Source organism: Bacteroides sp. RTP21281st1_H5_RTP21281_210402, assembly GCF_040918965.1.
GTDB classification, from domain to species: domain Bacteria; phylum Bacteroidota; class Bacteroidia; order Bacteroidales; family Bacteroidaceae; genus Bacteroides; species Bacteroides congonensis.
The window spans coordinates 13,884-39,989 of sequence record NZ_JBCOWR010000006.1 but is presented as its reverse complement, the minus strand read 5'-3'; the positions used below and the strand labels follow the sequence as shown (position 1 = coordinate 39,989).

General features: G+C 46.9%; 14 protein-coding genes. All 14 read left to right on the top strand.

Annotated elements, in window-relative coordinates:
- The first annotated feature begins 68 nt into the window (after positions 1-68).
- The 14 genes from AB5443_RS10705 to AB5443_RS10640 all read left to right on the top strand — a co-directional run bounded on the left by AB5443_RS10705 (position 69) and on the right by AB5443_RS10640 (position 25,926).
- Positions 69-995, top strand: a complete 927-nt coding sequence (locus AB5443_RS10705; RefSeq protein WP_333697633.1) for a FecR domain-containing protein — start codon at positions 69-71, stop codon at positions 993-995.
- A 147-nt stretch (positions 996-1,142) separates the two neighbouring features.
- Positions 1,143-2,699, top strand: coding sequence for a DUF4832 domain-containing protein (locus AB5443_RS10700; RefSeq protein ID WP_368113449.1), 1,557 nt, complete (start codon positions 1,143-1,145; stop codon positions 2,697-2,699).
- Positions 2,700-2,755: 56 nt separating this feature from the next.
- Entirely contained in the window at positions 2,756-6,145 is a 3,390-nt protein-coding gene (locus tag AB5443_RS10695; protein WP_368113450.1) for a SusC/RagA family TonB-linked outer membrane protein, read from the top strand.
- Between the two features lie 17 nt (positions 6,146-6,162).
- Positions 6,163-7,887: a RagB/SusD family nutrient uptake outer membrane protein gene (locus AB5443_RS10690; protein ID WP_368113451.1), complete on the top strand. Its 1,725-nt coding sequence runs from the start codon at positions 6,163-6,165 to the stop codon at positions 7,885-7,887.
- A gap of 20 nt (positions 7,888-7,907) precedes the next feature.
- On the top strand, positions 7,908-9,551 hold the full coding sequence (locus AB5443_RS10685; RefSeq protein WP_368113452.1) for a SusE domain-containing protein: 1,644 nt from the start codon (positions 7,908-7,910) through the stop codon (positions 9,549-9,551).
- 89 nt (positions 9,552-9,640) lie between these two features.
- Entirely contained in the window at positions 9,641-11,242 is a 1,602-nt protein-coding gene (locus tag AB5443_RS10680; protein ID WP_368113453.1) for a DUF4832 domain-containing protein, read from the top strand.
- Between the two features lie 21 nt (positions 11,243-11,263).
- Entirely contained in the window at positions 11,264-13,132 is a 1,869-nt protein-coding gene (locus tag AB5443_RS10675; protein ID WP_368113454.1) for an FAD-dependent oxidoreductase, read from the top strand.
- Positions 13,133-13,139: 7 nt separating this feature from the next.
- Complete coding sequence (locus AB5443_RS10670; protein WP_368113455.1) at positions 13,140-15,206, top strand: alpha-galactosidase; 2,067 nt, start codon at positions 13,140-13,142, stop codon at positions 15,204-15,206.
- A 25-nt stretch (positions 15,207-15,231) separates the two neighbouring features.
- Complete coding sequence (locus tag AB5443_RS10665) at positions 15,232-16,527, top strand: acetylxylan esterase (protein ID WP_277134755.1); 1,296 nt, start codon at positions 15,232-15,234, stop codon at positions 16,525-16,527.
- A 113-nt stretch (positions 16,528-16,640) separates the two neighbouring features.
- On the top strand, positions 16,641-18,437 hold the full coding sequence (locus AB5443_RS10660; protein ID WP_277134754.1) for a glycoside hydrolase family 2 protein: 1,797 nt from the start codon (positions 16,641-16,643) through the stop codon (positions 18,435-18,437).
- 12 nt (positions 18,438-18,449) lie between these two features.
- Complete coding sequence (locus AB5443_RS10655; protein ID WP_368113457.1) at positions 18,450-20,267, top strand: DUF4886 domain-containing protein; 1,818 nt, start codon at positions 18,450-18,452, stop codon at positions 20,265-20,267.
- Between the two features lie 27 nt (positions 20,268-20,294).
- Positions 20,295-21,149, top strand: a complete 855-nt coding sequence (locus tag AB5443_RS10650) for a DUF4886 domain-containing protein (RefSeq protein ID WP_368113458.1) — start codon at positions 20,295-20,297, stop codon at positions 21,147-21,149.
- A gap of 15 nt (positions 21,150-21,164) precedes the next feature.
- Complete coding sequence (locus AB5443_RS10645) at positions 21,165-23,372, top strand: glycoside hydrolase family 3 N-terminal domain-containing protein (RefSeq protein WP_368113459.1); 2,208 nt, start codon at positions 21,165-21,167, stop codon at positions 23,370-23,372.
- 100 nt (positions 23,373-23,472) lie between these two features.
- On the top strand, positions 23,473-25,926 hold the full coding sequence (locus tag AB5443_RS10640) for a glycoside hydrolase family 3 C-terminal domain-containing protein (protein WP_368113460.1): 2,454 nt from the start codon (positions 23,473-23,475) through the stop codon (positions 25,924-25,926).
- The last annotated feature ends 180 nt before the right edge of the window (positions 25,927-26,106 follow it).

The following is a 26,106-nucleotide window of genomic DNA, read 5'->3' as shown; positions in this document are numbered from 1 at the left end:
AGAAGGGAACTTCTCATGAGAGGATTATAAAAGGGAAAAAGATATTGAAAGGATAAAAAGAATTGAAGATGGATAAAGATATTAATGATTATACATATGGGGATTTGCCGGGCGACATCAAATTGAAGTCGTTTGTAGAACACAGTGCCCCAGCCGAGATAGATATCTCCGGCATTAAGAAAAAAGCCTTTTTGAAAATGCATCAACATGAACGTAAAACCAGGCAGCGACGCGTTCTGATGTATATCGGCTCAGTAGCTGCTACGCTGCTTTTTTTAATAGGTATAAAATATATAGTTACAGAAGATGCAATGGGCGGTCTGTCCCATATGGAAGTTACGGAATTGATGGCTGACGCATATGATGAAGAAGTGGAAGTGCCTGTCGGTGAAAAGATGACGCTGATGTTAGCCGATGGCACAAAGATCATAGCCAACTCGCGTACGATTGTCCGCTATCCCAAACGTTTTGATGGCGAGTGCCGTGAGGTATACGTGAAAGGTGAGGCCTACTTCGATGTGGCACACGATGCAGAGCATCCGTTTCTGGTTCATTCCGATAATTTTAGAGTGAAGGTACTTGGGACAAGATTTAATGTGAACAATTACGATACTTCGGATTCGCAAGTGGTGTTGGTTCAAGGAGCGGTAGAGCTGAAAACGACAAACAATGACCGGGTTCGTATGAAGCCGAATGAATTGGTGAATTTGCAGGAGGGAAGCTTTGCCGAGAAACGGACAGTGAATACGGACGAATACACTTGTTGGATGCAGGGTATGATTAACCTTGATGGTGAAAGTGTGGAGTCGGTAGCTCAACGGCTTAGTCATTATTATGGAGTGACTATTTTGTTTGACGATGGGATGTCGGCAGATAAAATTTATGGCAAATTAATGCTGGGTGATCATGTCAGTGAAGCCTTGCAAGCCATTGAAACCATGACGCGGACTCGTATGGAAATTCGTGGTGATACAATCTACTTAGTGAAGAAGTAACTGCTTTTGTAGTCAGTTGCTACTGAATGAAATAATTACATAAGAACTTATTATCAACCAATTTATAATGCCTTCATAGCAAGGTAGAGGAAACTTATACGCCTTCTCGTAAGGAGAAGCTATGCTTTATTAATACCAGTGAAAAATATGAAAAGATACACTTTGTTACGCACATTTATGCTTTTTATAGCGGCTCTGATACTCTGTGGATGGTCTTCGGCACATACACAAGTATCTATAACTAAAGGACTAAAAGCGCCCGAACAAACAGTATGTTTTGAGCCTGATACTACTTCTGTACTCAAAAATCCCCTTACGGGTTGGGTAATGTACCTGGGACGTGCATGGGATGAAAACTTTTGGCAGACCCAACGCTATGATGCTATGCCCGTAAATGGCGGGGATTCCACTGTTCGTGTGAGCGATTACGCCGGTACATGTTATATTCGCATCAATTGGAATATGCTTGAGAATAAGGAGGGAAAGTATGTATGGAACGATCCGGACTCACGTATCTATAAATTGCTTGCTTCGGTGCGCGAACGTGGAATGCGGTTGGCTTTCCGTATCAATGTAGACAGCCGCGACCAAGGACAGAACACACCTCTTTATGTAAAGGAAGCCGGTGCGAAAGGTTTTCAAGATCCTAATAATTCCCAAATATGGTCGCCTTATCCCGACGATGCCGTATTCCAACAGAAATACGAAAAATTCCTTCAAGCCTTTGCCGTTGCTTTTGACGATCCTGATAAAGTGGATTTTATTGATGCCTATGGACTTGGCAAGTGGGGGGAAGCACACGGTGTGAAATATAATGATTACTCAAAAAAAGAAGAAGTATTCGAATGGATCACCGATGCCTATGCAAAAGCCTTCAAACGTGTGCCATTGGTGATAAACTACCATCGTCTGGTCGGAGATACCATCAGTTGGGCGGAACCACACCCTGATAGTAAGAGACTGCTTGAAAGAGCCATTGCCAAAGGATACACCATCCGTCACGACGCTTTTGGGATGACCGGCTACTACGAACAGTGGGAAAAAGATTTTGCCCGCGCTTACCGCTTTCGCTTGCCCATCATTATGGAGGGAGGATGGATCACCGGAGCACACCACCGTTACTGGATTGATCCCAGCGGCAAGTATCGTGAAGGTCATTCGGAGGATGTGCGCTTAGGCGAGTACGAAGAAAGCCGCAACGCTCATGTCAATATGATGGATCTTCGCATTGGTGATGAAGTCGCTTCATGGTTTAATACCTCTTTCGATTTGGTGAAGCGTTTCGAACGTGAGGGAGGATATCGGCTCTATCCTACTAAGGTAAGTTTCGTAAATAAAGCTCGTTCAGGCGAACAGGTAAGCGTACAACATAATTGGCGCAATTTGGGTTGGGGATACTGTCCTACCAATATTCCCCAATGGAAAGGAAAATATAAAGTCTGCATCGCTTTGATGGATACTCATCATAACATTGTGAAAAAACAGCTTGTAGATGAGGCCGACCTCTCAACTTGGGTGCAAGGCCATGATGGTCATTATACTACCACTATCAATTTGGATGGTCTTCAAAAGGGAAGCTATACCTGGCTTGTCGGTCTGGTTGATACAACCAAAGCATGCCAGCCGGGCTTGAAAATGGCGGTCGACAAGAATCTTCTGTTTGAGGGATGGTGCAAAGTCGGCAAACTTAAAATCAACAAGTAACCGGCAGATTACTCATAAATCGTTATGCAATAAATATTAATTATTAATCTTATATTATGAATCGAAAAACAATCACAACTACGGTGGCGAGCTTGGCAAAAGCTTTCTGCCTGGCTGGACTACTGTCTGTACCCGCTTATTCCAGCGCGTCGACTGTTTCGTTCGAAAAGGTAAATGGGATGTATATCCTTAAAGCCGAAGATTCGACAGTAAAACAAGTGTTCGACTACATTGAGAAACATAGCCAATATGTTTTTGTCTATGACCAACCTGTGAAAGATTGTCTCAACAACAAAGTAAACATCGAATTGCAAGGAAAGTCGATTGATTCTATTTTGACGGAAGTATGCCGGCTGGCTGATTTGAAGTATCACATTCAGAACCGCCAGGTGACTATCACTGCCAATCCTTCTAAAAGGGCTGCCACTCAGGTGAAAAAGGCGAAGCGTATTTCGGGACAGGTGGTCGATGCTACTGATCTTCCGATGATTGGCGCTACGGTTCGTGTGAAAGGCAGTGATGCGGCTACCATTACCGACCTTGACGGTAAGTTTCAGATAGATGTTCCTGAGGGTAGCGAACTGCTCATCAGCTATGTCGGTTATAATGACAAAACCGTGCGGATAGACAGCAAGAATATGTATGCTGTCGTTATGGAAGAAGCCAGTAAAGCACTTAATGAAGTAGTGGTTATCGGTTACGGTGCGGTGAAGAAGAAAGACCTCACCGGTGCGGTGGCAGCCGTGAAAGGGGAAGAGTTGGTGAACAAACGCACAGCCATGCTTTCCAATGCCTTGCAAGGATCACTTTCGGGTGTGATGGTGACGCGTGATAACTCGGCTCCCGGTTCCGGTGCCGCTTCTATCCGTGTGCGTGGTATTACTACTATGGGTGAATCGAGTCCGTTGATAATTGTAGACGGTGTACAAAGCTCGCTCGATTATGTGAACTCTAATGATGTCGAGAGCATCTCAGTTCTGAAAGATGCTGCCGCAGCCAGTATTTACGGTTCGAAAGCTGCTGCCGGCGTTATCTTGGTTACTACCAAGCGCGGTAACGATAGCGGTAAAATCAATTTGAAGTACAATGCCGAATTTGGTTGGGAAATCCCTACCAAACAACCCAACATGGTAGGAGTCACCCGCTACTTGGAGATGAGCAACGAGTTGAAGTATAATGATAATCCTACCGGCGGTTTTTTTCAGGAATACACGGCCGACCAAACAAAGAATTGGGTAAAGTATAATGCTACCGATCCCAACAACTACCCCATTACCGACTGGACTGACTTGATTTTGAAGTCGAGTGCACCCCGTATGACTCACACTCTCTCCGTATCGGGCGGTAACAAAGCGGTAAAGTCGGTAGCTACCCTTTCGTATGACGAGGTGGACGGACTTTACGATGGTCGTGGATTCCAACGTTATATGTTTCGTTCGAACAACGACTTTAATATCAACGACAAACTTAGTGCCCAAATAGATGTGAATATCCGTCATGCTAAGAGTAGTACTAAGAATTTTGATCCTTTCGATACCATGCGTAAGATGCCTGCTATCTATCCCGCTACCTGGGACGATGGTCGTTTGGCTTCGGGTAAGAGTGGTTCAAACCCCTACGGGTTGCTTGTGGCCGGTGGTAACTCAGTGGCTCACAGTACTCAGGTGGCAGGTAAGGGTTCGCTGACTTTCAAACCTATCAAGGGATTAAGCATCTCGGGTATCGTATCTCCTTTCATCAATTATCAAAAGAAGAAAGCGTTTAAAAACTCATGCGGATATACCCTCGCCGATGACCCCGAAACTTTTGGCGGTTATTTCGACTCCGGCAGCACATGGACTACCAATTCGCTTGAGGAAACCCGTAAGGATAATTATCACGTTACCAGCCAGCTTATTGCTAATTATATGGGAACCTTTGGCAAGCATAATCTTACAGTGATGGCAGGTTTTGAGAACTACTACATGAAGGACGAAGAACTGACTGCTGCCCGTGATAAATACGAACTTACCGGTTATCCTTACCTCAATATCGGTTCGGAAGATTTCCAGACCAATAGCGGTAAAGGCAATGAGTATACTTCTAATTCAGTTTTCGGCCGTGTTATCTATTCATACGCCGATCGTTACCTGTTTCAGGCCAATGTACGCCACGATGGTAGTTCACGTTTTGCCAAAGGTTATCGTTGGGGTACCTTTCCTTCATTCTCGGCAGGTTGGGTAATGAGCGAAGAAAAATTCATGAAGAACCTCAATTGGGACTGGCTTTCATTCCTGAAGTTGCGTGGTTCGTGGGGTATGTTAGGTAATGAACGTATTGGCGACAACTATTTCCCCTACATTGCTTTGATGAGCTTTGGTAATTCATTATTCTATATGGCCGACGGAAGCGTTGTTTCTGATAAGACAGCCCGCCCTGCCGTGTTGGCTGTAGAAGATATTACTTGGGAAACCACTACCAGTACCGACATCGGTTTGGATGCCAACTTCTTCAATAACCGTCTACAGTTCCACTTTGACTATTATTGGAAGCAGACTAAGGATATGTTGCTGAATATCGAGATCCCTTACTTCATGGGATACAACAATCCCAGTACAAATGCGGGCAAGATGTCTACCCATGGTTATGATATCGAACTGGCATGGAACGACCGGATAGGAGACTTCAAGTATGGCGTGAATGTGAATTTCTCTGACTTCCTCTCAAAAATTGACTATATGAATGATGGCGAGCAAATCAGCGGTGGTAAGATTAAGCGTGCCGGTGTCCTTTTCAATGAATATTATGGTTATGTGTGCGATGGCATCTATCAGACTCAGGAAGAAGTGAACAATTCGGCCCGTACCAGCACTACCGTAACGGTGGGTGACTTGAAATATCGTGATATCAGTGGTCCTGATGGTGTGCCCGATGGAATCATCAGCCCCGAGTACGACCGTGTCCCCTTGGGTAACTCACTTCCTCGTTTCCAGTATGGCGGTACATTCAATGCTTCCTACAAGGGGATTGACTTCAGCATTGCTTTCCAAGGTATCGGCAAGCAGAATTCGTACCTTTCAACTGCCATGGTACAACCTTTGCGTGATAACTTTGGTAACGTGCCGTCAATTCTCGAAGGTAAATATTGGAGTCCCTTCAATACCGCTGAAGAGAATCTGTCAGCCAAATATCCCCGCCTTTCGAACGTATCGAAGAACAATAACTACGCCACATCTAGCTTTTGGATGTTCAACGGTTCATATTTCCGTTTGAAAAACCTCACATTGGGTTATACCCTGCCTGAAACTTGGACGCAAAAGGCAGGCATAAATCGTGTCCGTTTCTATGTGAGCGGTAGTGACCTTTTCTGTCTGAGTAATTTCCCCGATGGTTGGGATCCTGAAATGAGCTACAAAGCTTATCCGATTACCACTTCTTTAGTAATGGGTCTGCAAGTTAACTTTTAAATAAATAGGAGTAGAATATGAAAACAAAGATATTATTATTAGCCGGAATGTGCCTGGGGCTTGCTGCTTGTGAGAGCATGGACCTGGTACCCAGATCACAAGGTAATACCGAGTCATGGTACACAACCGAAACAGAATTGCGCCTGGCTTCCAATGACTTTTACATTTTGGGTTATTGGCAAGAACCTCTTAGTTCGTCCGAACAATGGTCGGATAACACTACCTATCGTCAGACGAACCGTAATCCGGGAAGTGGCGGAACCATACTTGATGGAACCATGAACGGCCAGCAGTACGAAGTATATGCCTTGTGGCAACAATCATTCAAACTCATTGCCCGCGCCAACACAATGCTCGAGAATATTCACAAGGCACAGGGCTCTGTGTCCCAGGAAGTGTACGACCGCTATGCCGGTGAGGCTTACTTCTGCCGTGCCTGCAAATATGCCGAATTGATTTTCTTCTATGGTGATGTACCCTGGCAAGAGGAAACAATTACCATTTCCGAAGCTTTGCAGCGTGGTCGCAAGCCTAAGGCGGAAGTGATTCCTTTGGTGTACGCTGATTTCGATAAAGCGATAGCCGGTTTGCCCGAAAGCTATGGACAGGGTGAGAATATACATGCCACCAAAGGTGCGGCGCTAGCTATGAAAGCACGTTTTGCCCTCTATATGGGCGACTATGAAATAGCTGCTCAAGCTGCCAAAGCTTGTATGGATCTCAAGCTTTATTCTTTGGAGCCCGACTATGCCAAGCTTTTCAAGCAGAGCACCAAACTGAATGATGAGAAAGTGTTTGTGATACCTCGCTCTATTGAAAACAGTGTGATACTCGACTCTTGGATTGTGAAGAACGGTCTTCCCCGTAATGCCGGAGGATATGGTTCATATAATCCTTCATGGGATCTCTTCGCTTCATACCTTTGTACTGACGGGCTGCCTATCGACGAGTCTCAGTTGTTCGACCCCCGCAATCCATTTAAGAACCGCGACCCCCGCTGTGCAATGACCATTGTTGAGTTCAACACCGAGCACTGTGGCTTCGAATACGATCCCAGCCCCGCTGCTAAAACTGTGATGAACTACACTACAGGCAAGGCGCAGAGCAATCAGGATACCCGTATCGTAAATCAATATAGCTCATATACGGGCTTGTTATGGAAGAAAGGTATTGATGCCAGTTGGACTGTAGACCAGAAGGTAGAGCAAGACTATATCATCATGCGCTACGCAGACGTACTGTTGATTTATGCCGAAGCTATGATCGAACTGAACCGGATTGACGACAGTGTATTGAAAGCTATCAATATGGTACGTGCCCGCGCTTATGGCGTAAATGTAACGGCAACCAACAGCTATCCTGCCGTGACCACTACCGACCAGACAGAGTTGCGCCGTGCCCTGCGAATAGAACGCCGTATGGAGTTTGCCATGGAGAACCAACGTCTGCAAGACTTGATGCGTTGGAAATTGGCAGGAAAAGCATTGAACGGTTACAACTATATCATGCTAATCAATCCTACGGATTTGTTGAACAATGTAGTGAACAAGAACCTCTGGTTCTGGGGAATGACCCCGCAAATCGACGAAGATGGTCTGGCTGACTTTTCAGCTCTCTTCAATGCCGGCTATTGTTCGCAGGGGGCCAAGCGCATTTTCCCCGAACGCGAATACTTGTGGCCGCTACCTACACATGATGTGGAATTGTGTCCCAACTTATTGCCCAACAATCCGGGTTATTAATCCTATAAACTATTACGAACATGAAAACAATGCATTTATATAGAAGCCTTGGCGTGGTGGCTGTGGGAATGATGAGCATGCTTGCCACCTCGTGCGAAGAGGATATAGACAATACTGCCTCACGCAATCAGTCGGAGATTGAACTGGCTCCTTCGGGTGAATTTATTAGGCTCGATGAGAGCAAACCCAACGAAACGGCTGTCACTCTGAAGTGGAGTACCGCTCACGATTTTGGTGAAGATTATATCACGACTTATAAATATGAGATGCAGCTTATCGGTAGTGAGGCCACGAACATCAAGGAGTTTGATGACGATGGAGAATTCTTTCGCTCGTACACCAACGAGGAGATGCAGAAGATACTGGTCGACCATTTCGGACTCACCACCAGTACCATTGGCGAAGTACTGTTTACTGTAACAGCTAACTTTGAGGGTCCCCGTCTGATGGTGCCTGATATTGCTACGGCTACATTAAAGATAAAAACGTATGGTCCTAAACAGTACAAAGCCGATAATCTCTATATCGGAGGTTCCGCTGTGGGCGAAGACAATATCAAGTTGACGTTGAAAGACGAGATAAACAAGATTTATAGTTACGAAGGCGCTTTGGCAGCCGGTAAGATAAACTTCCCTGTTGATTATGCCGATGAGTTGAATGCCATCGGGCCGGAAACTGCCGATACTCCTATTACCACAGGTGAGATGCCAGGTGTCATATTTGACCGTGCCGAAGCTAATTCGTGGGTGATTCCGTCTGCTGCTACCTATCGCGTCACTGTGAATATGAGCAAAAAGACTGTGAAGATAGTAGAAGCCGGTGCAGTAGTTGAAGCCGAGCAAATGTTCCTGGCGGGTACTGCTGTAGGTGAAGAGCAAATTGAGATAGCTCAAACTCTCGAAAATGATCAACTTTATGCTTGGCGCGGTGAATTGAAAGCCGGTAGCCTTTACATACCGCTTACTTTCGAAGGAGAACAAGCGATGGCTATTGTGCCAGAAGTAGCAGATAACCATGACATCGAAGATGGTCAGTTGGCAACGTTCGGGCAAGCACTTATTAGCAAAGTAGACAGGCAGTATTGGACTATTCCGGCTGATGGTACTTATCGTATTGTTTTGAATAAGGAGGAAAAGACCATTGCTATCTATTCGGCTGCAACTGATTTGAAACCGCTTACCGTATCGTTTAATAATACAACACTGGGGATAAACCCATGGAGTCAAGAGGTGGATGTACTGCACATGTATGGTGGCTTCAATGGTTTTGCTTACGATGCAGGTACTGACGAAGAAACCGGAAAGCCTCTTAAGTACTGTCAAGTGAAGTATGACCTTATTCAGAGCCTTGCCAATCCGAAAGTCTTTGTTTATAAAGGTGACGTATTGCCTAGGACTGAAAAAGCAGATGATTATGGAAAGAAGAATGCTGGTTGGGTAAACTTCTGTACGCTGCGATATGCCAATAACGGATGGTTTGTTGGTTCTACAGCTGATGCTGAAAGGGGTAAACGTAACGGTTATAAAGAAGTAGAGGCCGGTAAGATAGAGGGTGCTGTAGTTGGGCAGAGTCATAACCGCTACGCTTACTTCCTCATCCCCGAAGGCTGTAACTATGTAGTAGTGGATATAGAGAATAACACTGTACTCTTTGATATTAAATAAATCCAAAATGAAAGAATAAGGGGTGAAGCTTCAATCACTTCACTTCTTATTCTACCTTTTAAACAATAACAATTAACGACATATATTCTATGAACAAAATAATAAAAAACAGCATCAAGACCTTGTCGATGTGCCTGCTGGCTGCTACGGCTTTTATAGGTACTGCTTGTTCAGACGATGATGACCTTACAACCGACTACAGTTGGAACATCGAAGGCAACACTACCGTCAGCATTAAGCCCGAACGCTACAAACTGTTGCGTAATCCCATGAGCGGATGGGTTATCTACTCAGGTATCGGAAGTGGCATGATGATGGATTTCTGGAATCTCTACGACAATTTCGAGTCGTCCGAAGGCACCGTGAAAGTATCCGACTATGGCAATACTCTCTATGTTCGTGGTCTTTGGAGCCATTTCAATCCTGAAAGAGGTAAATATGTATGGGATGAAACTCTACAGACCGAACCGGCGAAGCGTTTCCGCATGTTGGTGGAAGGAGCTAAAGAACGCAACTTGAAGCTCGCCTTTACCTTTGTGTGCGACAGCCGTGACAAGCATGAGAATGCCTGCCCCGAGTATGTAAAGGAAGCCGGTGCCGAAGGCTTCACCACCACTACCGGTAGTGTGGACGTATGGACGCCTTATCCTGACGATCCTATCTTTCAGAAAGAGTATGAAGCGTTCCTCACCGCTTTTGCAGCCAAATACAATGACCCCGATGTCACTCAATTTGTAAGCGGTTTTGGATTGGGTAAATGGGGTGAGACTCACACACTGAAATATTCTACAGGGGATGAGAGTCCCAGACAAGCTGTATTCGAATGGATTACCGACGTAATGTCACGTCTCTTCACCAAAGTGCCTATCATGATAAACTATCACCGATGCCTGCTTTCTACCAAAGAATCTGGTGATGTTGATACCGGTATATCCGCCGATTTGGTGAAACGTGCTGTAGCCAAAGGCTTCTGCCTGCGTCACGATGCTTTTGGTATGAAGCAATATTATAAGGATTGGGAGCGTGGCATCGCTGCCGCTTATCGTGGTATCGTACCTATCACTATGGAAGGTGGTTGGGTGGAATCATCCCACGGTGGTTCTATTGCCGGCGACGGTTACAAGAATTTTGCAGAAGTACGTCAGGGAGAATATGATGAAGCTAAGGGTGGTTATGTCAATATGATGGACCTTCGCTTTGATACCAACGTGAACACCGGTGAAACGCACTCTTGGTTTAACACCGCTTTCCACCTGGTAAAGGAATTTATATCCGAAGGCGGTTACCGTCTCTACCCCGACCGTCTGTCTATTCCTACTACAGCCCGTAGCGGCAGCAACGTATCACTTACTCACCGTTGGTCGAACTTAGGCTGGGGATATTGCCCTACCAATCTGCCGCAGTACGGTGACAAATACAAACTGGCTATCGCCCTGCTCAACAAGACTACCGGAGAACCCGCCCGCATCTATATAGAAGAGAAAGCGGACATTGCCACCTGGATGAGTGGAAAGCCCAAAACCTACACTAGCAACATCAAGCTTACCGATATAGCCGCAGGTACTTACACTTGGGCAGTGGGACTGGTAGATACGACCAAAGAGAATGCTATCGGTATCTTACTTTCAGCCCGTGATGAGTATCAAACCGCCGAAGGTTGGGTGAAAGTGGGAGATATAACTATTCAATAATCATAAAAACGCTGTGCTGTGATGAAAAAAATCTTACTGACATGCATAGCCGTAGCCTGTAGCCTTGTGGCTGTAGCCGGAGAACTGCTCATCGAAGCAGAAAGCTTCAGCCAGCGAGGCGGCTGGGTGCTCGACCAGCAGTTCATGGATCAGATGGGTTCGCCCTATCTCATGGCACATGGCATGGGCATCCCTGTGGCGGATGCTACGGCAGAAATCAACATTCCCCAAGCGGGCACTTACTACGTATATGCCCGTACTTACAACTGGACTTCACCTTGGACCGATGCCGAAGGACCCGGAAAGTTCCGCCTGGCTTTAGGCGGCAAATTGCTGAAAACGACGTTAGGACATACAGGTAATTCCTGGCAATGGCAACTTGCCGGAAAGGTAGTATTGAAAGCGGGGACTACCACCCTTGCACTGAAAGACCTCACCGGTTTCGACGGTCGTTGCGATGCCATTTACCTTACGACCGATGCGAACACGCAACCCGCTACCTGGGATACGGCAGAGACAGCCGCACTTCGTGCCCGCTTGCGACAACAACAGACGGTGCCCGCTCATCAATACGACTTTGTGGTAGTAGGAGGGGGAATAGCCGGTATGTGTGCTGCCGCATCGGCCGCCCGGTTAGGCTGTAAGGTGGCATTAGTGAACGACCGTCCTGTATTGGGTGGCAATAACTCGTCGGAGATTCGTGTACACCTCGGCGGTATCATCGAAATGGGGCCTAATCAGGGATTGGGGCGTATGATACGTGAATTCGGTCATGAACGCTCCGGCAATGCCCAACCGGGTGACTACTACGAAGACCAGAAGAAAGAAGACTTCATAGATGCCGAAAAGAACATTACCCTTTATGCCTCTCAGCGTGCGGTAGCCGTGAAGATGCAAGCAGGCCGCATTGCGTCAGTCACTATCCAACATATCGAGACAGGAGAACAAACCGAACTTACCGCTCCTCTCTTTAGCGACTGCACAGGCGACGCTACTATAGGCTATTTGGCCGGTGCCGATTGGACTATGGGACGTGAAGGCCGCGATGAATATGGCGAGAGCCTTGCTCCCGAACAGCCCGACTCATTGGTGATGGGCGCCTCTATACAATGGTATAGTAAGGATATGAAAAAGAAAACCTCATTCCCCCATTTTGAATATGGCGTGCGCTTTGACGCTGAAAACTGTGAGCCTGTAACCATGGGTGAGTGGAAATGGGAAACAGGCATGAACCGCAATCAGGTCAGCGAAGCTGAACGTGTACGCGACTATGGACTTTTGGTGATATATTCCAACTGGAGTTATCTGAAGAATCACTACACAGGCGATAAGAAGTATGCTAACCGTTCCCTCGACTGGGTGGCATATGTCTCAGGCAAACGTGAATCACGCCGTCTCTTGGGCGACTACGTACTGTCACAGGACGATATAGACAAGAATGTGGCGCACGAGGATGCTTCGTTCACCACTACCTGGAGCATCGACCTTCACTTCCCCGACAGCGTGAACAGTGTCCGCTTTCCCGGCAATGAATTCAAGTCGGCTACGGTGCATCGTTGGATTCATCCTTATGCCGTTCCTTATCGCTGTCTCTATTCTCGCAATGTGGACAACCTCTTTATGGCAGGCCGTAATATGAGCTGCACCCATGTAGCCTTGGGTACGGTACGTGTGATGCGTACTACCGGCATGATGGGTGAAGTGGTAGGTATGGCAGCCGGACTCTGCCACAAGCATAGTGTAGAGCCGCGCGACATCTATCATCATCACCTGCCCGAACTGAAGCAACTTATGCAAGCGGGCCTGGGCAAACGCGATGTGCCCGATAACCAACGCTTCAACGAACCCAACGAATTGTTGGAAGTTCCGGGAGCTTACATCAAACCGTAGACAAACTATGAGCAAAAAAAATATTATCACGATATTTCTATCGGCAATATGTACCTTGCCGCTTTGGGGCGGACAACAGTATTACGCTTTTCTGAAAGGTGACACGCTACGTATGGGCAATAACTATATGGAACGCGCCATGCTGTGGAATAACGGTGCGCCTGTCACCATCAGCCTTACTGACAAGCAACACGGAAAAAACATTCCGGCACAGGGCAAACAACCCGATTTCTCGATTGTGAAAGGTATCCCTACGGATGCTACGCTGACCGTGAACGAGATACCGACGAACGGCATCCATGCCAGTTATCTGCAGGCTACCGTGGCTTGCACTATCGGTTCACTGAATATAGAGCGTCGCTATCGCATTTATGCAGACTGTCCCGCCATTGCTTGCGACACTTATCTGAAAGGGCAAGTGGAACTTTATCAGAATAAGGAGGATAACCGCTCTAACGCCGACCGCAAAAATATAGAGCACACGGCCGATATGGCTACGGGGGTGAAAACTCCCACGCTCGACAGGTTGCAACTATCCGGCAATCATTGGAGTGCCCGCACAATAGAGTTTTTCGACTACACCGATTGGAACGACAATCTGGTGACCGGGCGTACCTGGCTTCCTTACCGTCGCAATACGTATCGTGGTAATTTGCTTTTTGCTCATGACGTGGCTACGCGTCAAGGCTTCTTTTTCTTGAAAGAGGCTCCTAGCAGCAGTACCCAATTACATTATCCGGGCTCTGACTTCGTGGCGGACTTTAGCGATTTTATGGTAGTGGGGCTAGGCATTGCGTCTCATGATGTAAAGCCGGATAGCTGGACCCGAGTTTATGGATGCGTCACCGGCATCTATACCGGCGGCGAACAAGAAGCGCTTACTGCCCTGCGCCTTTATCAGAAACAACTGCGTCACCACACCGCCGCACAGGATGAGATGATTATGCTCAATACCTGGGGCGACCGTAGCCAGGATGCCAAAATAGATGAGGCTTTCTGTCTGGCAGAACTAGACCGTGCCGCACGCATGGGCATCACCCTCTTTCAACTGGATGATGGCTGGCAGAGCGGAAAAAGCCCTAACTCGAAGACTGCCGGAGGTAGTTTTAAGGATATCTGGAAAAGTGGCGATTATTGGACGCCCAACCCCACAAAGTTCCCTCATGGACTGAAACCTATTGTAGAGAAAGGCAAGAAATTGGGTATTCGCATCGGATTGTGGTTTAACCCTAGCGTACAGAACGATTTTGCCGATTGGCAAAAAGATGCGCAAGCCATTATCGGACTTTATAAGAAGTACGGCATCTGCTGTTTCAAGATAGACGGTTTGCAGATACCTACCAAGACAGCCGAACAAAATCTGCGTCGACTGTTTGATACCGTGTTGGAGCAAACCAACCATGAAGTAATTTTCAACCTCGATGCCACTGCCGGTCGTCGCGGCGGGTATCACTATATGAACGAGTACGGCAACATCTTCCTGGAAAACCGCTATACCGATTGGGGCAACTATTACCCTTATCGCACCTTGCGCAACCTCTGGATGTTGTCCCGCTATGTACCGGCGGAGAAGATGCAGATAGAGTTCCTTAATAAATGGCGCAATGCCGACAAGTATGACGCTGCCGACCCTTTTGCCCCCGCCCGTTACAGTTTCGATTACCTCTTTGCCATTACCTTGGCGGCACAGCCGTTGGCTTGGATGGAAGCTTCGAACCTGCCCGAAGAGGCTTATATTACGGCATCTCTGCTCAAGAAATACCAACCCTTGCAACTCCGGTTTCATCAAGGCGTCATATTGCCCGTTGGTGAAGAACCTTCGGGACGCTCGTGGACAGGATTCCAATCGGCCGTCTCCGGCACGCAAGGCTATCTTGTTGTTTACCGCGAAGATAATGAGCAAGCCAGGGGGACTATTGACACTTGGCTTCCAGAAGGTAAGAAAGTTGCTTTTACCCCTGTAATGGGAAGTGGCAGGAAGTTTGCCGCAAAAGTCGGCGCACAGGGTAAAGTCAGTTTCGAACTGAATGATAAGAACTCTTTCGCGCTTTATCAATACGAAGTGAAACCATGAAAAGACTATTAACAATAACGGAATTATGATAAAAAGTTTGCGTTTTGTGTTTCTTGCTTTGTTTGTTGCCTTGCAATTTGTTGCATACGGGCAACCGGCAGAAAGACTGATTCAAGTGCAGGTCACTCCCGACCACACCAATTGGCTGTATAAACCGGGAGAAAAAGTGAAATTCAAAGTGGCGGTATTGAAATGTAATATCCCACAAGATAATCTGGAAGTGCGCTATGAGATTTCGGAAGACATGATGAAACCTCATCAGGCAGGCAAGCAATCCTTGAAAAACGAAAAGCTCGAAATCAATGCAGGCACGATGAAAAAAGAAGGTTTCTTGCGTTGCCGTGCTTTCGTCAATTATCAAGGGCGTGAATATGAAGGCGTAGCTACCGTCGGCTTTGACCCGGAGAAGCTGCAACCGGTTACTCCGTTGCCCGCTGACTTTCTTGAATTTTGGAAGACCACCAAAGAATCCGCTGAAAAGTGGCCACTGGAACCCATAATGACTTTATTGCCTGAAAAGTGTACGGATAAAGTGAATGTATATCATGTCTCGTTCGCGAACAATGACTATGCATCCCGTGTGTACGGCATCCTTTGTGTACCGAAAGCTCCCGGGAAATATCCGGCGATTCTGAAAGTGCCGGGCGCAGGCATCCGTGCCTATAACGGAGAAGCCGAGCGTGCCGGAAAAGGTTTTATCATTCTGGAAATCGGTATCCACGGCATTCCAGTCAACCTGACGGGAGATGTCTATCACCGCCTTTATAACGGAGCTTTGAAGAATTATCACTCGTTCAATATGGACAATCGGGACAAGTACTACTACAAGCGGGTCTATACCGGCTGTGTGAGAGCCATTGATTTCATTTACACACTTCCCGAGTTCAATGGTAATCTGGCGACCTTTGGAGGAAGCCAGGGCGGTGCGCTTTCCATTGTAATTGCCGGACTGGATGCTCGTGTCAAAGGATTGGTTGCTTTCTATCCAGCCTTGTGTGATATGGCGGGTTATGCCCACGGTCGTGCAGGCGGTTGGCCGCATATGTTGAAGGATGAGAAGAACCGGACACCGGAAAAGATGAAAACCATTCAGTATTTTGATGTAGTCAACTTTGCCCGACAGCTCAAAGTGCCGGGATTTTATACTTTTGGCTATAATGATATGGTTTGTCCGCCTACCACCACTTACTCCGCTTACAACGTGATTAATGCTCCGAAAGAACTGTTTGTAGCTGAGACGACCGCCCATTATGCCTATGCCGAACAGTGGAGTGCAGCTTGGAACTGGGTAATGAATTTCCTGAAAAATAAATCGAAATAGGCACGGATTACACGGATTAACAGTTGTTTTACATATTCTATTCTAAAAGCCGTGAAATCCGTGTAATCCGTGCCTGAACTTATTATATACACTAATTATAACAACATACTTAAATGAAAACAGGTGAGAAATTAAGTCTATGTCTATTGTTGCTAATCGCTTTTACAGGAAGCGTTGCAGCACAGGAACTGATAACGAATGTGTATGGTCGTGACATCCATTCATTGAATGGTAAATGGAATGCCATCATCGACCTGTACGACCAGGGACAGCGGATGAAAATCTACGAAAATCAGCAACCGGAAGGAAATATTGATTTCTACGAATATGCATTCGAAGGCGGCTTACGCCTTAATGTCCCGGGAGACTGGAACTCCCAGTCGCCCGAACTGAAATATTACGAAGGCACTGTATGGTATGCCCGTCATTTTGACGCTAAACGTATGGTTGACAAACGCCAGTTCCTTTATTTCGGTGCTGTCAGCTATCGCTGCAAAGTCTACCTGAACGGAAAAGAGATAGCAGAGCACGAAGGCGGTTTCACCCCTTTCCAAGTGGAAGTGACAGACCTGTTGAAAGACGGTGACAACTTCCTGGCAGTAGAAGTGAACAACCGCCGTACCAAAGACGCTATTCCCGCTTTGGCATTCGACTGGTGGAACTACGGCGGTATCACAAGAGACGTGCTGCTGGTGAAAACTCCCCGGACATTTATAGAAGATTATTTCATCCAACTGGATAAAAACGCTCCCGACCGTATCATCGCCTGCGTGCGTCTTTCTGATAAAAAAGCAGGTGAGAAAGTAACAGTTGCCATCCCCGAACTCAAAATCAATGTGGAGCTTACCACTGATGCAGAAGGAAAGGCGGAAACCGTATTGAACGCGAAGAAGCTGCAACGCTGGTCGCCGGAAGAACCGAAACTCTATGGCGTGACTGTATCTTCAAGTACCGACCGCGTGGAAGAGCAAATCGGCTTCCGTAACATCACCGTGAAAGGAACAGATATTTACTTGAACGGGAAACCAACATTTATGTGTTGCATCTCTTTCCATGAAGAAATTCCCCAACGCATGGGACGTGCTTTCTCAGAAGCCGATGCAGCCATGCTGCTGAATGAAGCGAAAGCGCTTGGCGTGAACATGATTCGCCTGGCGCATTATCCACAAAATGAATACACAGTACGCCTGGCGGAAAAGATGGGCTTCCTTCTCTGGCAGGAGATTCCCATTTGGCAGGGTATTGACTTTACAGACAATGACACCCGTCAGAAAGCGCAGAGAATGCTTTCTGAAATGATTAAGCGCGACCAGAACCGCTGCGCGGTGGGTTATTGGGGCGTTGCCAATGAAACACAGCCTTCCAAAGAACGGAACGAATTCCTTACTTCCCTGCTCGAAACGGGAAAACAACTGGACACTACCCGCCTGTATGTTGCCGCTTTCGACCTCGTGCGCTTCAACAGTGAGAAGCAGCGTTTTGTAATGGAAGATTCTTTCACTTCCCAACTGGACGTCGTAGCTATCAACAAATATATGGGCTGGTATCATCCGTGGCCTGTGGAACCAAAAGACGCTATATGGGAAGTAGTGACGGACAAACCGTTGATTATCTCGGAATTTGGCGGCGAAGCATTGTACGGTCAGTCCGGTGATGAGAACGTAGTCAGCTCTTGGAGTGAAGAATACCAGGCACGTCTGTATAGGGATAACATCCGTATGTTCGACAATATCCCGAACCTGCGCGGAGTATCGCCCTGGATTCTGTTCGACTTCCGTTCCCCGTTCCGTTTCCACCCCACCAATCAGGATGGCTGGAACCGCAAAGGACTCATATCCGACCAGGGTATGCGTAAGAAAGCGTGGTATCTGATGAGAGATTATTACATGAAAAAGAGAAACAATAACTAAAGATAAATAACTATGAGAACCATAAAATGGAGAAATAACTTCCTGTTGACCGGATTATTATTTCTGGTAACACTCTTCTCCGTCGGAGGAACGTTAGTGTCCTGCTCCGAATCGGAGAAAATAGTGACGCAGATTGAAGAGAAAATCGTCTATGTGGACGGCAAATGGATGGTGGTAGCTTCCAAAGAAGTTACTGTTACCACAGGCGAAACGGTTACATTGAATGTATCGGTAGGCGGTGACGAGAATCTGAAGCCTGAATATACCTGTACTTCCGAAAATCAAAACATAGCTACCGTAGTGGTAGACGCGGATGGTAAGCATGTCACAATCACAGGTGTATCTGCCGGAAACACGTCCATCACTATCGAATGCCCTACGGATACTAAACCGCTTGTTGCCACGATTCCCGTTACGGTGGAGCAAGGGGCAATCCGGATTCTTGCCATCGGCAACAGCTTCTCTCAAGATGCGGTGGAGCAATACCTGTATGAATTGGGTGCAGCCGTAGGACATGATTTTATTATTGGCAATATGTATATCGGCGGATGCGATTTGGACAGGCATCTGGCTAATTTCCAGTCGGATGCCGAGGCATATGAATACCGCAAAGTGGTAGATGGCGAGAAAGTGCTGAAAAACAAATATAAGTTGTCTCAGGCATTGGCCGATGAAAGCTGGGATTATATCAGCTTGCAGCAGGCGAGCGGAAAATCCGGTAAATATGATACGTACACAGCGCTTGCCGATTTGATTGCCGGTATACAAGCGCGTTGTCCACAGGCTAAATTGATGTGGCATCAGACTTGGGCATACGCTTCCAGTTCCACTCATGAAAGTTTCCCGGATTATGACAGCAACCAGATGACTATGTATAACGCCATTGTGTCCGCTGCCCGACAGGCGGTGACGAATCATACGGCACTGAACCTGCTGATTCCTTCGGGCACTGCTATCCAGAATGCCCGTACCTCTTTCTTGGGTGACGCGTTCAATCGCGACGGCTATCATCTGGAGGTTACTTACGGGCGTTATACCGCTGCCTGCACCTGGTTTGAGATGATTACAGGACAAAACGTTGTCGGCAACCCGTATGCTCCCGAAACGATTGACCCGCAGGTGGTGAAGGTTGCACAAAATGCAGCTCATTACGCTGTGCAGAAACCCGATGAAGTGACTGATATGGTTAACTTCAAGGAACCGGAAATATCTGGCACCGACTTGAAAGCTCCCGTCTATATTGATTTCGGCCCGACTTCACTCTCTGCCACTCCGTGGAATAATATAACCTCGTATTTGGAAAGTTCAACCACAAGCTGGATAAAAGATGCGGAAAACAATTATACGAATATTGGCGTCAGAGTGCTTGGCGGATTTACTGCGAATTATGCCGGAGTCAGTGGCGAACCGGCGAGCCCGGTAACGGTGGATGACGTGGAATTTCCGCTGACTGCATGGAAAGACGGTTTGTTAGTGGGAGGAGAGAAAAATAAGGGTGATGTAGGCCCGGGAAGGATAGAAATCTCTCAACTGGACGCATCCCGGAAATATAATTTCACTATTTTAGCCATCCGTTTCAATGGAAGCAAAGACGCCCGTATCTCTTCTTATAAATTGGTAGGTAAAACGGAGAGTGAGGTTAAAGAAGTGAAGACAGGTATCAAGGATGTTGCCGCATTTAATGCCGCAAAATTCGAGGAATACATTGCTAAGTTTGAGAATATAGAACCGGATTCGGAAGGCAAGGTCATTGTCGAGGTGAAAGGGATTGATACCAGTTTGGCCGCGGAAGGACATATCAATGCACTATGCATTAGTCCGGTGAAATAAAGTTTGGTTTTTATCATATTGATTATAATGAAGCAATATAGAAATGTAGTGATTTGTATGCTCATACTGCTCCTTCTTGCCGGAGGAGCGTATGCGCAGCAAAAAACGGTCAGGATACTTGCCATCGGCAACAGCTTCTCCCAGGATGCCGTGGAGCAATATCTGCATGAACTTGCGGAAGCCGAAGGTATTTCAACCATCATCGGCAATATGTTTATCGGCGGCTGTTCTCTGGAACGTCATGTGAAGAATGCTCGTGAAAATGCTCCTGCCTATGCCTACCGGAAAATCGGTACGGATGGAAAGAAACGGGAGAAGGGCAAGATGTCTTTGGAAGCGGTACTGGCGGATGAAGACTGGGATTACGTCAGCCTGCAACAGGCAAGTCCTTTTTCGGGAATGTATGAGACGTATGAAGCCTCTCTGCCGGAACTTATAGAATATGTGAAAGCACGCCTTCCAAAGAGAACAAAGCTGATGCTGCACCAAACCTGGGCATATGCGTCTACTTCCAAGCATAGTGGTTTTAAAAACTATAACAGTAATCAACTGACCATGTATCAGGCCATTGCCGATGCTGTGAAGAAGGCGGCTAAGGTGAACAGGATAAAGATTGTCATCCCTTCGGGCACTGCCATACAGAACGCCCGTACCTCTTTCATCGGTGACCATCTGAACCGGGACGGCTATCATCTGGATGTGAAGGTAGGCCGATATACCGCTGCCTGCACTTGGTTCGAACGCATCTTCAAACATAATGTAGTCGGAAATCCTTATGCCCCGGAAGGGCTGGATGAGGCACGGAAAACTGTTGCCCAACAAGCTGCCCATGCGGCAGTAAAGCATCCGTATAAGGTAACCGACCTGTCTATTGCTAACTAACCGATGAAAATACAAATGAGAAAAAGAGTATTAGTTTATGGCTTGTGTTTGCTGGGTGTCGTGTCTGCCCTTTCAGCAAAAGATAAAAAAGGGGGGGCACTGTATAAAGATGCAAAGGCTCCGATTGAAAAACGTGTGGACGACCTCTTGTCCCGCATGACTTTGGAAGAGAAAGTGATGCAGTTGAACCAATATACCTTGGGACGGAACAACAACGTGAATAATGTAGGCGAAGAGGTAAAGAAAGTGCCGGCGGAAATCGGTTCTCTGATTTACTTCGAGACAAATCCCGAACTGCGTAATAATATGCAGAAGAAAGCGATGGAAGAATCCCGCCTGGGTATTCCTATTATTTTCGGTTATGACGCGATTCACGGATTCCGTACCGTGTATCCTATTTCGTTGGCGCAGGCTTGTTCCTGGAACCCGGATTTGGTGGAACAGGCGTGTGCCGTATCCGCGCAGGAAGCCCGTATGTCGGGAGTGGACTGGACGTTCTCGCCGATGATTGACGTAGCACGTGACCCCCGTTGGGGACGTGTGGCGGAAGGATATGGCGAAGACCCTTATGCGAACGGAGTGTTTGGCGCAGCTTCCGTCAGAGGTTATCAGGGTGATAACCTGTCGGCAGAAAACCGTGTGGCAGCTTGTCTGAAACATTATGTAGGCTACGGGGCATCCGAAGCCGGACGTGATTATGTTTATACCGAAATCTCCAAACAAACTCTTTGGGATACTTATCTGCTCCCTTATGAAATGGGCGTGAAAGCCGGTGCGGCAACCTTGATGAGTTCTTTTAATGATATCAGCGGTGTACCGGGTTCGGCAAATCCTTATACTATGACCGAGATATTAAAGAACCGTTGGCGGCATGACGGTTTTATCGTTTCCGACTGGGGAGCTATCGAACAACTAAAAAATCAGGGATTGGCAGCGACCAAAAAGGAAGCAGCCTGGCATGCGTTTACCGCCGGTCTTGAAATGGATATGATGTCTCATGCTTATGACCGTCATTTGCAGGAGTTGGTAGAAGAAGGCAAGGTATCAATGGCTCAAGTGGATGAAGCTGTCCGCCGTGTCCTACTTCTGAAATTCCGTCTCGGCTTGTTCGAACGTCCTTATACTCCGGTTACAACAGAGAAAGAACGTTTCTTCCGTCCGCAAAGCATGGACATTGCCGCCCGTCTTGCGGCAGAATCCATGGTATTGCTGAAAAACGAAAACAACGTTTTACCGCTGACGGATAAAAAGAAGATTGCCGTGATAGGCCCTATGGCAAAAAATGGCTGGGACTTGTTAGGCTCCTGGCGTGGTCACGGAAAGGATACCGATGTGGCAATGCTTTATGACGGTCTGGCTGCTGAATTTGCAGGAAAAGCCGAACTGCGTTACGCATTAGGTTGCAATACACAAGGAGATAACCGCGAAGGATTTGCAGAAGCATTGGAAGCAGCACGCTGGTCTGATGTTGTTGTTCTTTGCCTGGGCGAGATGATGACTTGGAGCGGTGAGAATGCTTCCCGTTCTTCCATCGCACTACCGCAGATGCAGGAAGAACTGGCAAAAGAACTGAAGAAAGCCGGAAAGCCTGTCGTACTGGTATTGGTAAACGGTCGTCCGTTGGAACTGAACCGTCTGGAACCGGTCTCTGATGCCATACTGGAAATCTGGCAACCGGGTGTGAATGGTGCGCTGCCGATGGCGGGGATATTGTCAGGACGTATTAATCCTTCCGGCAAACTTGCCATGACCTTCCCTTACTCAACAGGACAGATTCCTATCTATTATAACCGCCGTAAGAGCGGACGTGGACATCAGGGATTTTATAAAGATATCACAAGTGACCCGTTATATCCTTTCGGTCACGGACTGAGCTACACAGAATTCAAGTATGGCACTGTTACCCCTTCTGCCACTAAAGTGAAGCGTGGCGAGAAGCTCTCGGCGGAAGTGACTGTCACCAATATCGGTGCCCGTGACGGAGCGGAAACAGTCCATTGGTTTATCTCCGACCCGTATTGCTCGATTACCCGTCCTGTAAAAGAGCTGAAACACTTTGAAAAGCAGCTTATCAAAGCCGGAGAAACGAAAACTTTCCGCTTCGACATAGACCTGGAACGTGATTTCGGCTTTGTCAATGAGGACGGTAAACGATTCCTCGAAACCGGAGAATACAATATTCACGTACTGGGACAGACCGTTAAAATAGAATTGATAGACTAAATAAAGTTGAACTGACAGACTAAAAATATAAAGAACGAAGTGTATCAAAAGCTGATAGCCAAATTGGTTTTTGACACATCCTATATTAACACATACCACCATGAAAAAGAAAATAGGTATCATAAGCCTGTGCATGCTTGCATGCAGCATCCTGACCCATGCACAGACAATTACTCCTCAAGTAGAACAACGCGCGAAGGAGATTGTATCAAAAATGACTTTGCAAGAGAAAATAGATTATATCTCCGGATATACCAGCTTTTCCCTTCGTGCCATTCCCCGTTTGGGAATCCCTGAAATACGTCTTGCTGACGGCCCGCAGGGAATCCGTAACCATGCTCCTAAAAGCACCCTTTATCCGTCCGGCATCCTTTCCGCTTCTACCTGGAACCGTGACTTGCTTTATAAGCTAGGTCAAGGCCTAGGACAGGATGCCAAAGCTCGTGGAGTAAGTATCCTGCTTGGTCCGGGCGTGAATATCTATCGCGCTCCGTTGTGTGGACGCAACTTTGAATACTTCGGTGAAGACCCTTACTTGACGGGTGAGACTGCCAAGCAATATATCCTCGGCGTGCAATCGGAAGGAGTCATTGCGACCATCAAACACTTTGCCGCCAACAACCAGGAGTGGAGCCGTCATCATGCGAGTTCGGACATAGACGAGCGTACTTTGCACGAGATTTATTTTCCGGCTTTCCGTAAGGCTGTACAGGAAGCAAACGTGAGTGCTGTGATGAACAGCTACAATCTCTTGAACGGTGTCCATGCCACTGAACATAAATGGCTGAATATTGATGTCTTGCGCAATCTTTGGGGCTTCAAAGGTATTCTGATGTCGGACTGGACTTCGGTATATTCCGCCGTAGGCGCGGCTAATGCGGGACTTGACCTCGAAATGCCCAAAGGGCGTTTCATGAATGCCGACAACCTTATCCCCGCCATCAAAACGGGTACGGTGACCGAAGAAACCATCAACCTGAAAGTACAGCATATCCTGCAGACTTTAATAGCTTATGGAATGTTGGATAAGGAACAGAAAGACAGTAATATTCCGTTGGATAATCCATTTTCCCGCCAGACAGCTTTAGAGTTGGCACGCGAAGGTGTAGTCCTGTTGAAGAATGAAGCAAACCTGCTCCCGCTGAAAGGAAAAACAGCCGTAATGGGGCCTAATGCAGATTTGATACCTACCGGTGGCGGCAGTGGTTTTGTCACTCCTTTTTCTACCGTCTCAGTGGCTCAAGGTTTGAAGGAACTGAAGAAAAAGAATCTGGTATTATTGACGGATGATGTGATTTATGAAGATATTGTTAATGAGTTTTATACTGACGCTAATCGTCAGGTGAAAGGCTTCAAGGCTGAATACTTTAAGAACAAGACGCTTTCGGGACAGCCGGAAGTTGTACGTACGGAATCATCAGTTGATTATGACTGGGGCTATGGCGCACCGTTGGACGGTTTTCCGACAGATGGCTTTTCTGTTCGTTGGACAGCCTGTTATGTACCGCAGGCAGACGGCCAGTTGAAACTCCACATCGGTGGTGATGACGGTTACCGCCTGTTTGTGAACGACAAGCATATTACGGGCGACTGGGGTAATCATTCTTATTCCAGCCGTGAAGTTGAACTTCCTGTTGAGGGTGGTAAGGAATACCGTTTCCGGATTGAATTCTTTGATAATATTTCTTCGGCCATCATCCGTTTCAACGCTTATAGCCTTAATGAGGCCAAACTTCGTCAAGGACTGGCAAAAGTGGACAATGTAGTGTTCTGCACAGGCTTCAACAGTAATACGGAAGGCGAAGGCTTTGACCGTCCGTTTGCCTTGCTCCGCTATCAGGAATTGTTTATAAAGAAAATTGCGTCTATGCATCCCAATGTCGTAGTTGTGCTGAATGCTGGTGGCGGTGTGGACTTCACCAACTGGTATGATGCTGCAAAAGCTATTCTTATGGCCTGGTATCCGGGACAGGAAGGAGGTCAGGCGATAGCTGAAATCTTGACTGGTAAGATTTCTCCAAGCGGCAAGTTACCGATTTCTATCGAAAAGAAATGGGAAGATAATCCGGTGCATGATAGCTATTATGAGAACCTGAAAGCGGAAATTAAGCGTGTCGATTACTCCGAAGGTGTCTTTGTCGGTTATCGTGGATACGACCGTTCGGGAAAAGAACCTTTCTATCCGTTTGGCTACGGTTTGTCATATACTACTTTCGCTTATAGCAATATGGCTGCGGAGAAAACGGGTGAACATCAGGTTACCGTTAGCTTTGATATAGAGAATACAGGGAAGATGGATGCCTCGGAAGTGGCACAAGTGTATGTACATGATGTACAGTCCTCTGTCCCCCGTCCTCTGAAAGAACTGAAAGGTTATGAAAAGGTCTTCTTAAAGAAAGGGGAGAAGAAACGGGTTTCTGTAGTGCTGAATGAGGATGCATTCGCTTATTACGATATGAATCAGCACCGCTTTGTAGTGGAAAAAGGCGAATTTGAGATTCTTGCCGGCCCGGCTTCCAATCGTTTGCCTCTGAAAGTTACGGTTGGATGGTAGTATGCAATTTCTGCATAAATGGCATAATAATGAGTTATAGATGACTTGACTAAATGTAAATGCAGCACACCATCGGGCTTCCATAGGAAATCAAATTGCCGGTGGTGAGCTGCATTTATTTTTCGTAAATCGTATGGTTTACTCCATTAAGAACTGGCGTATAGGACAATGACGTATACC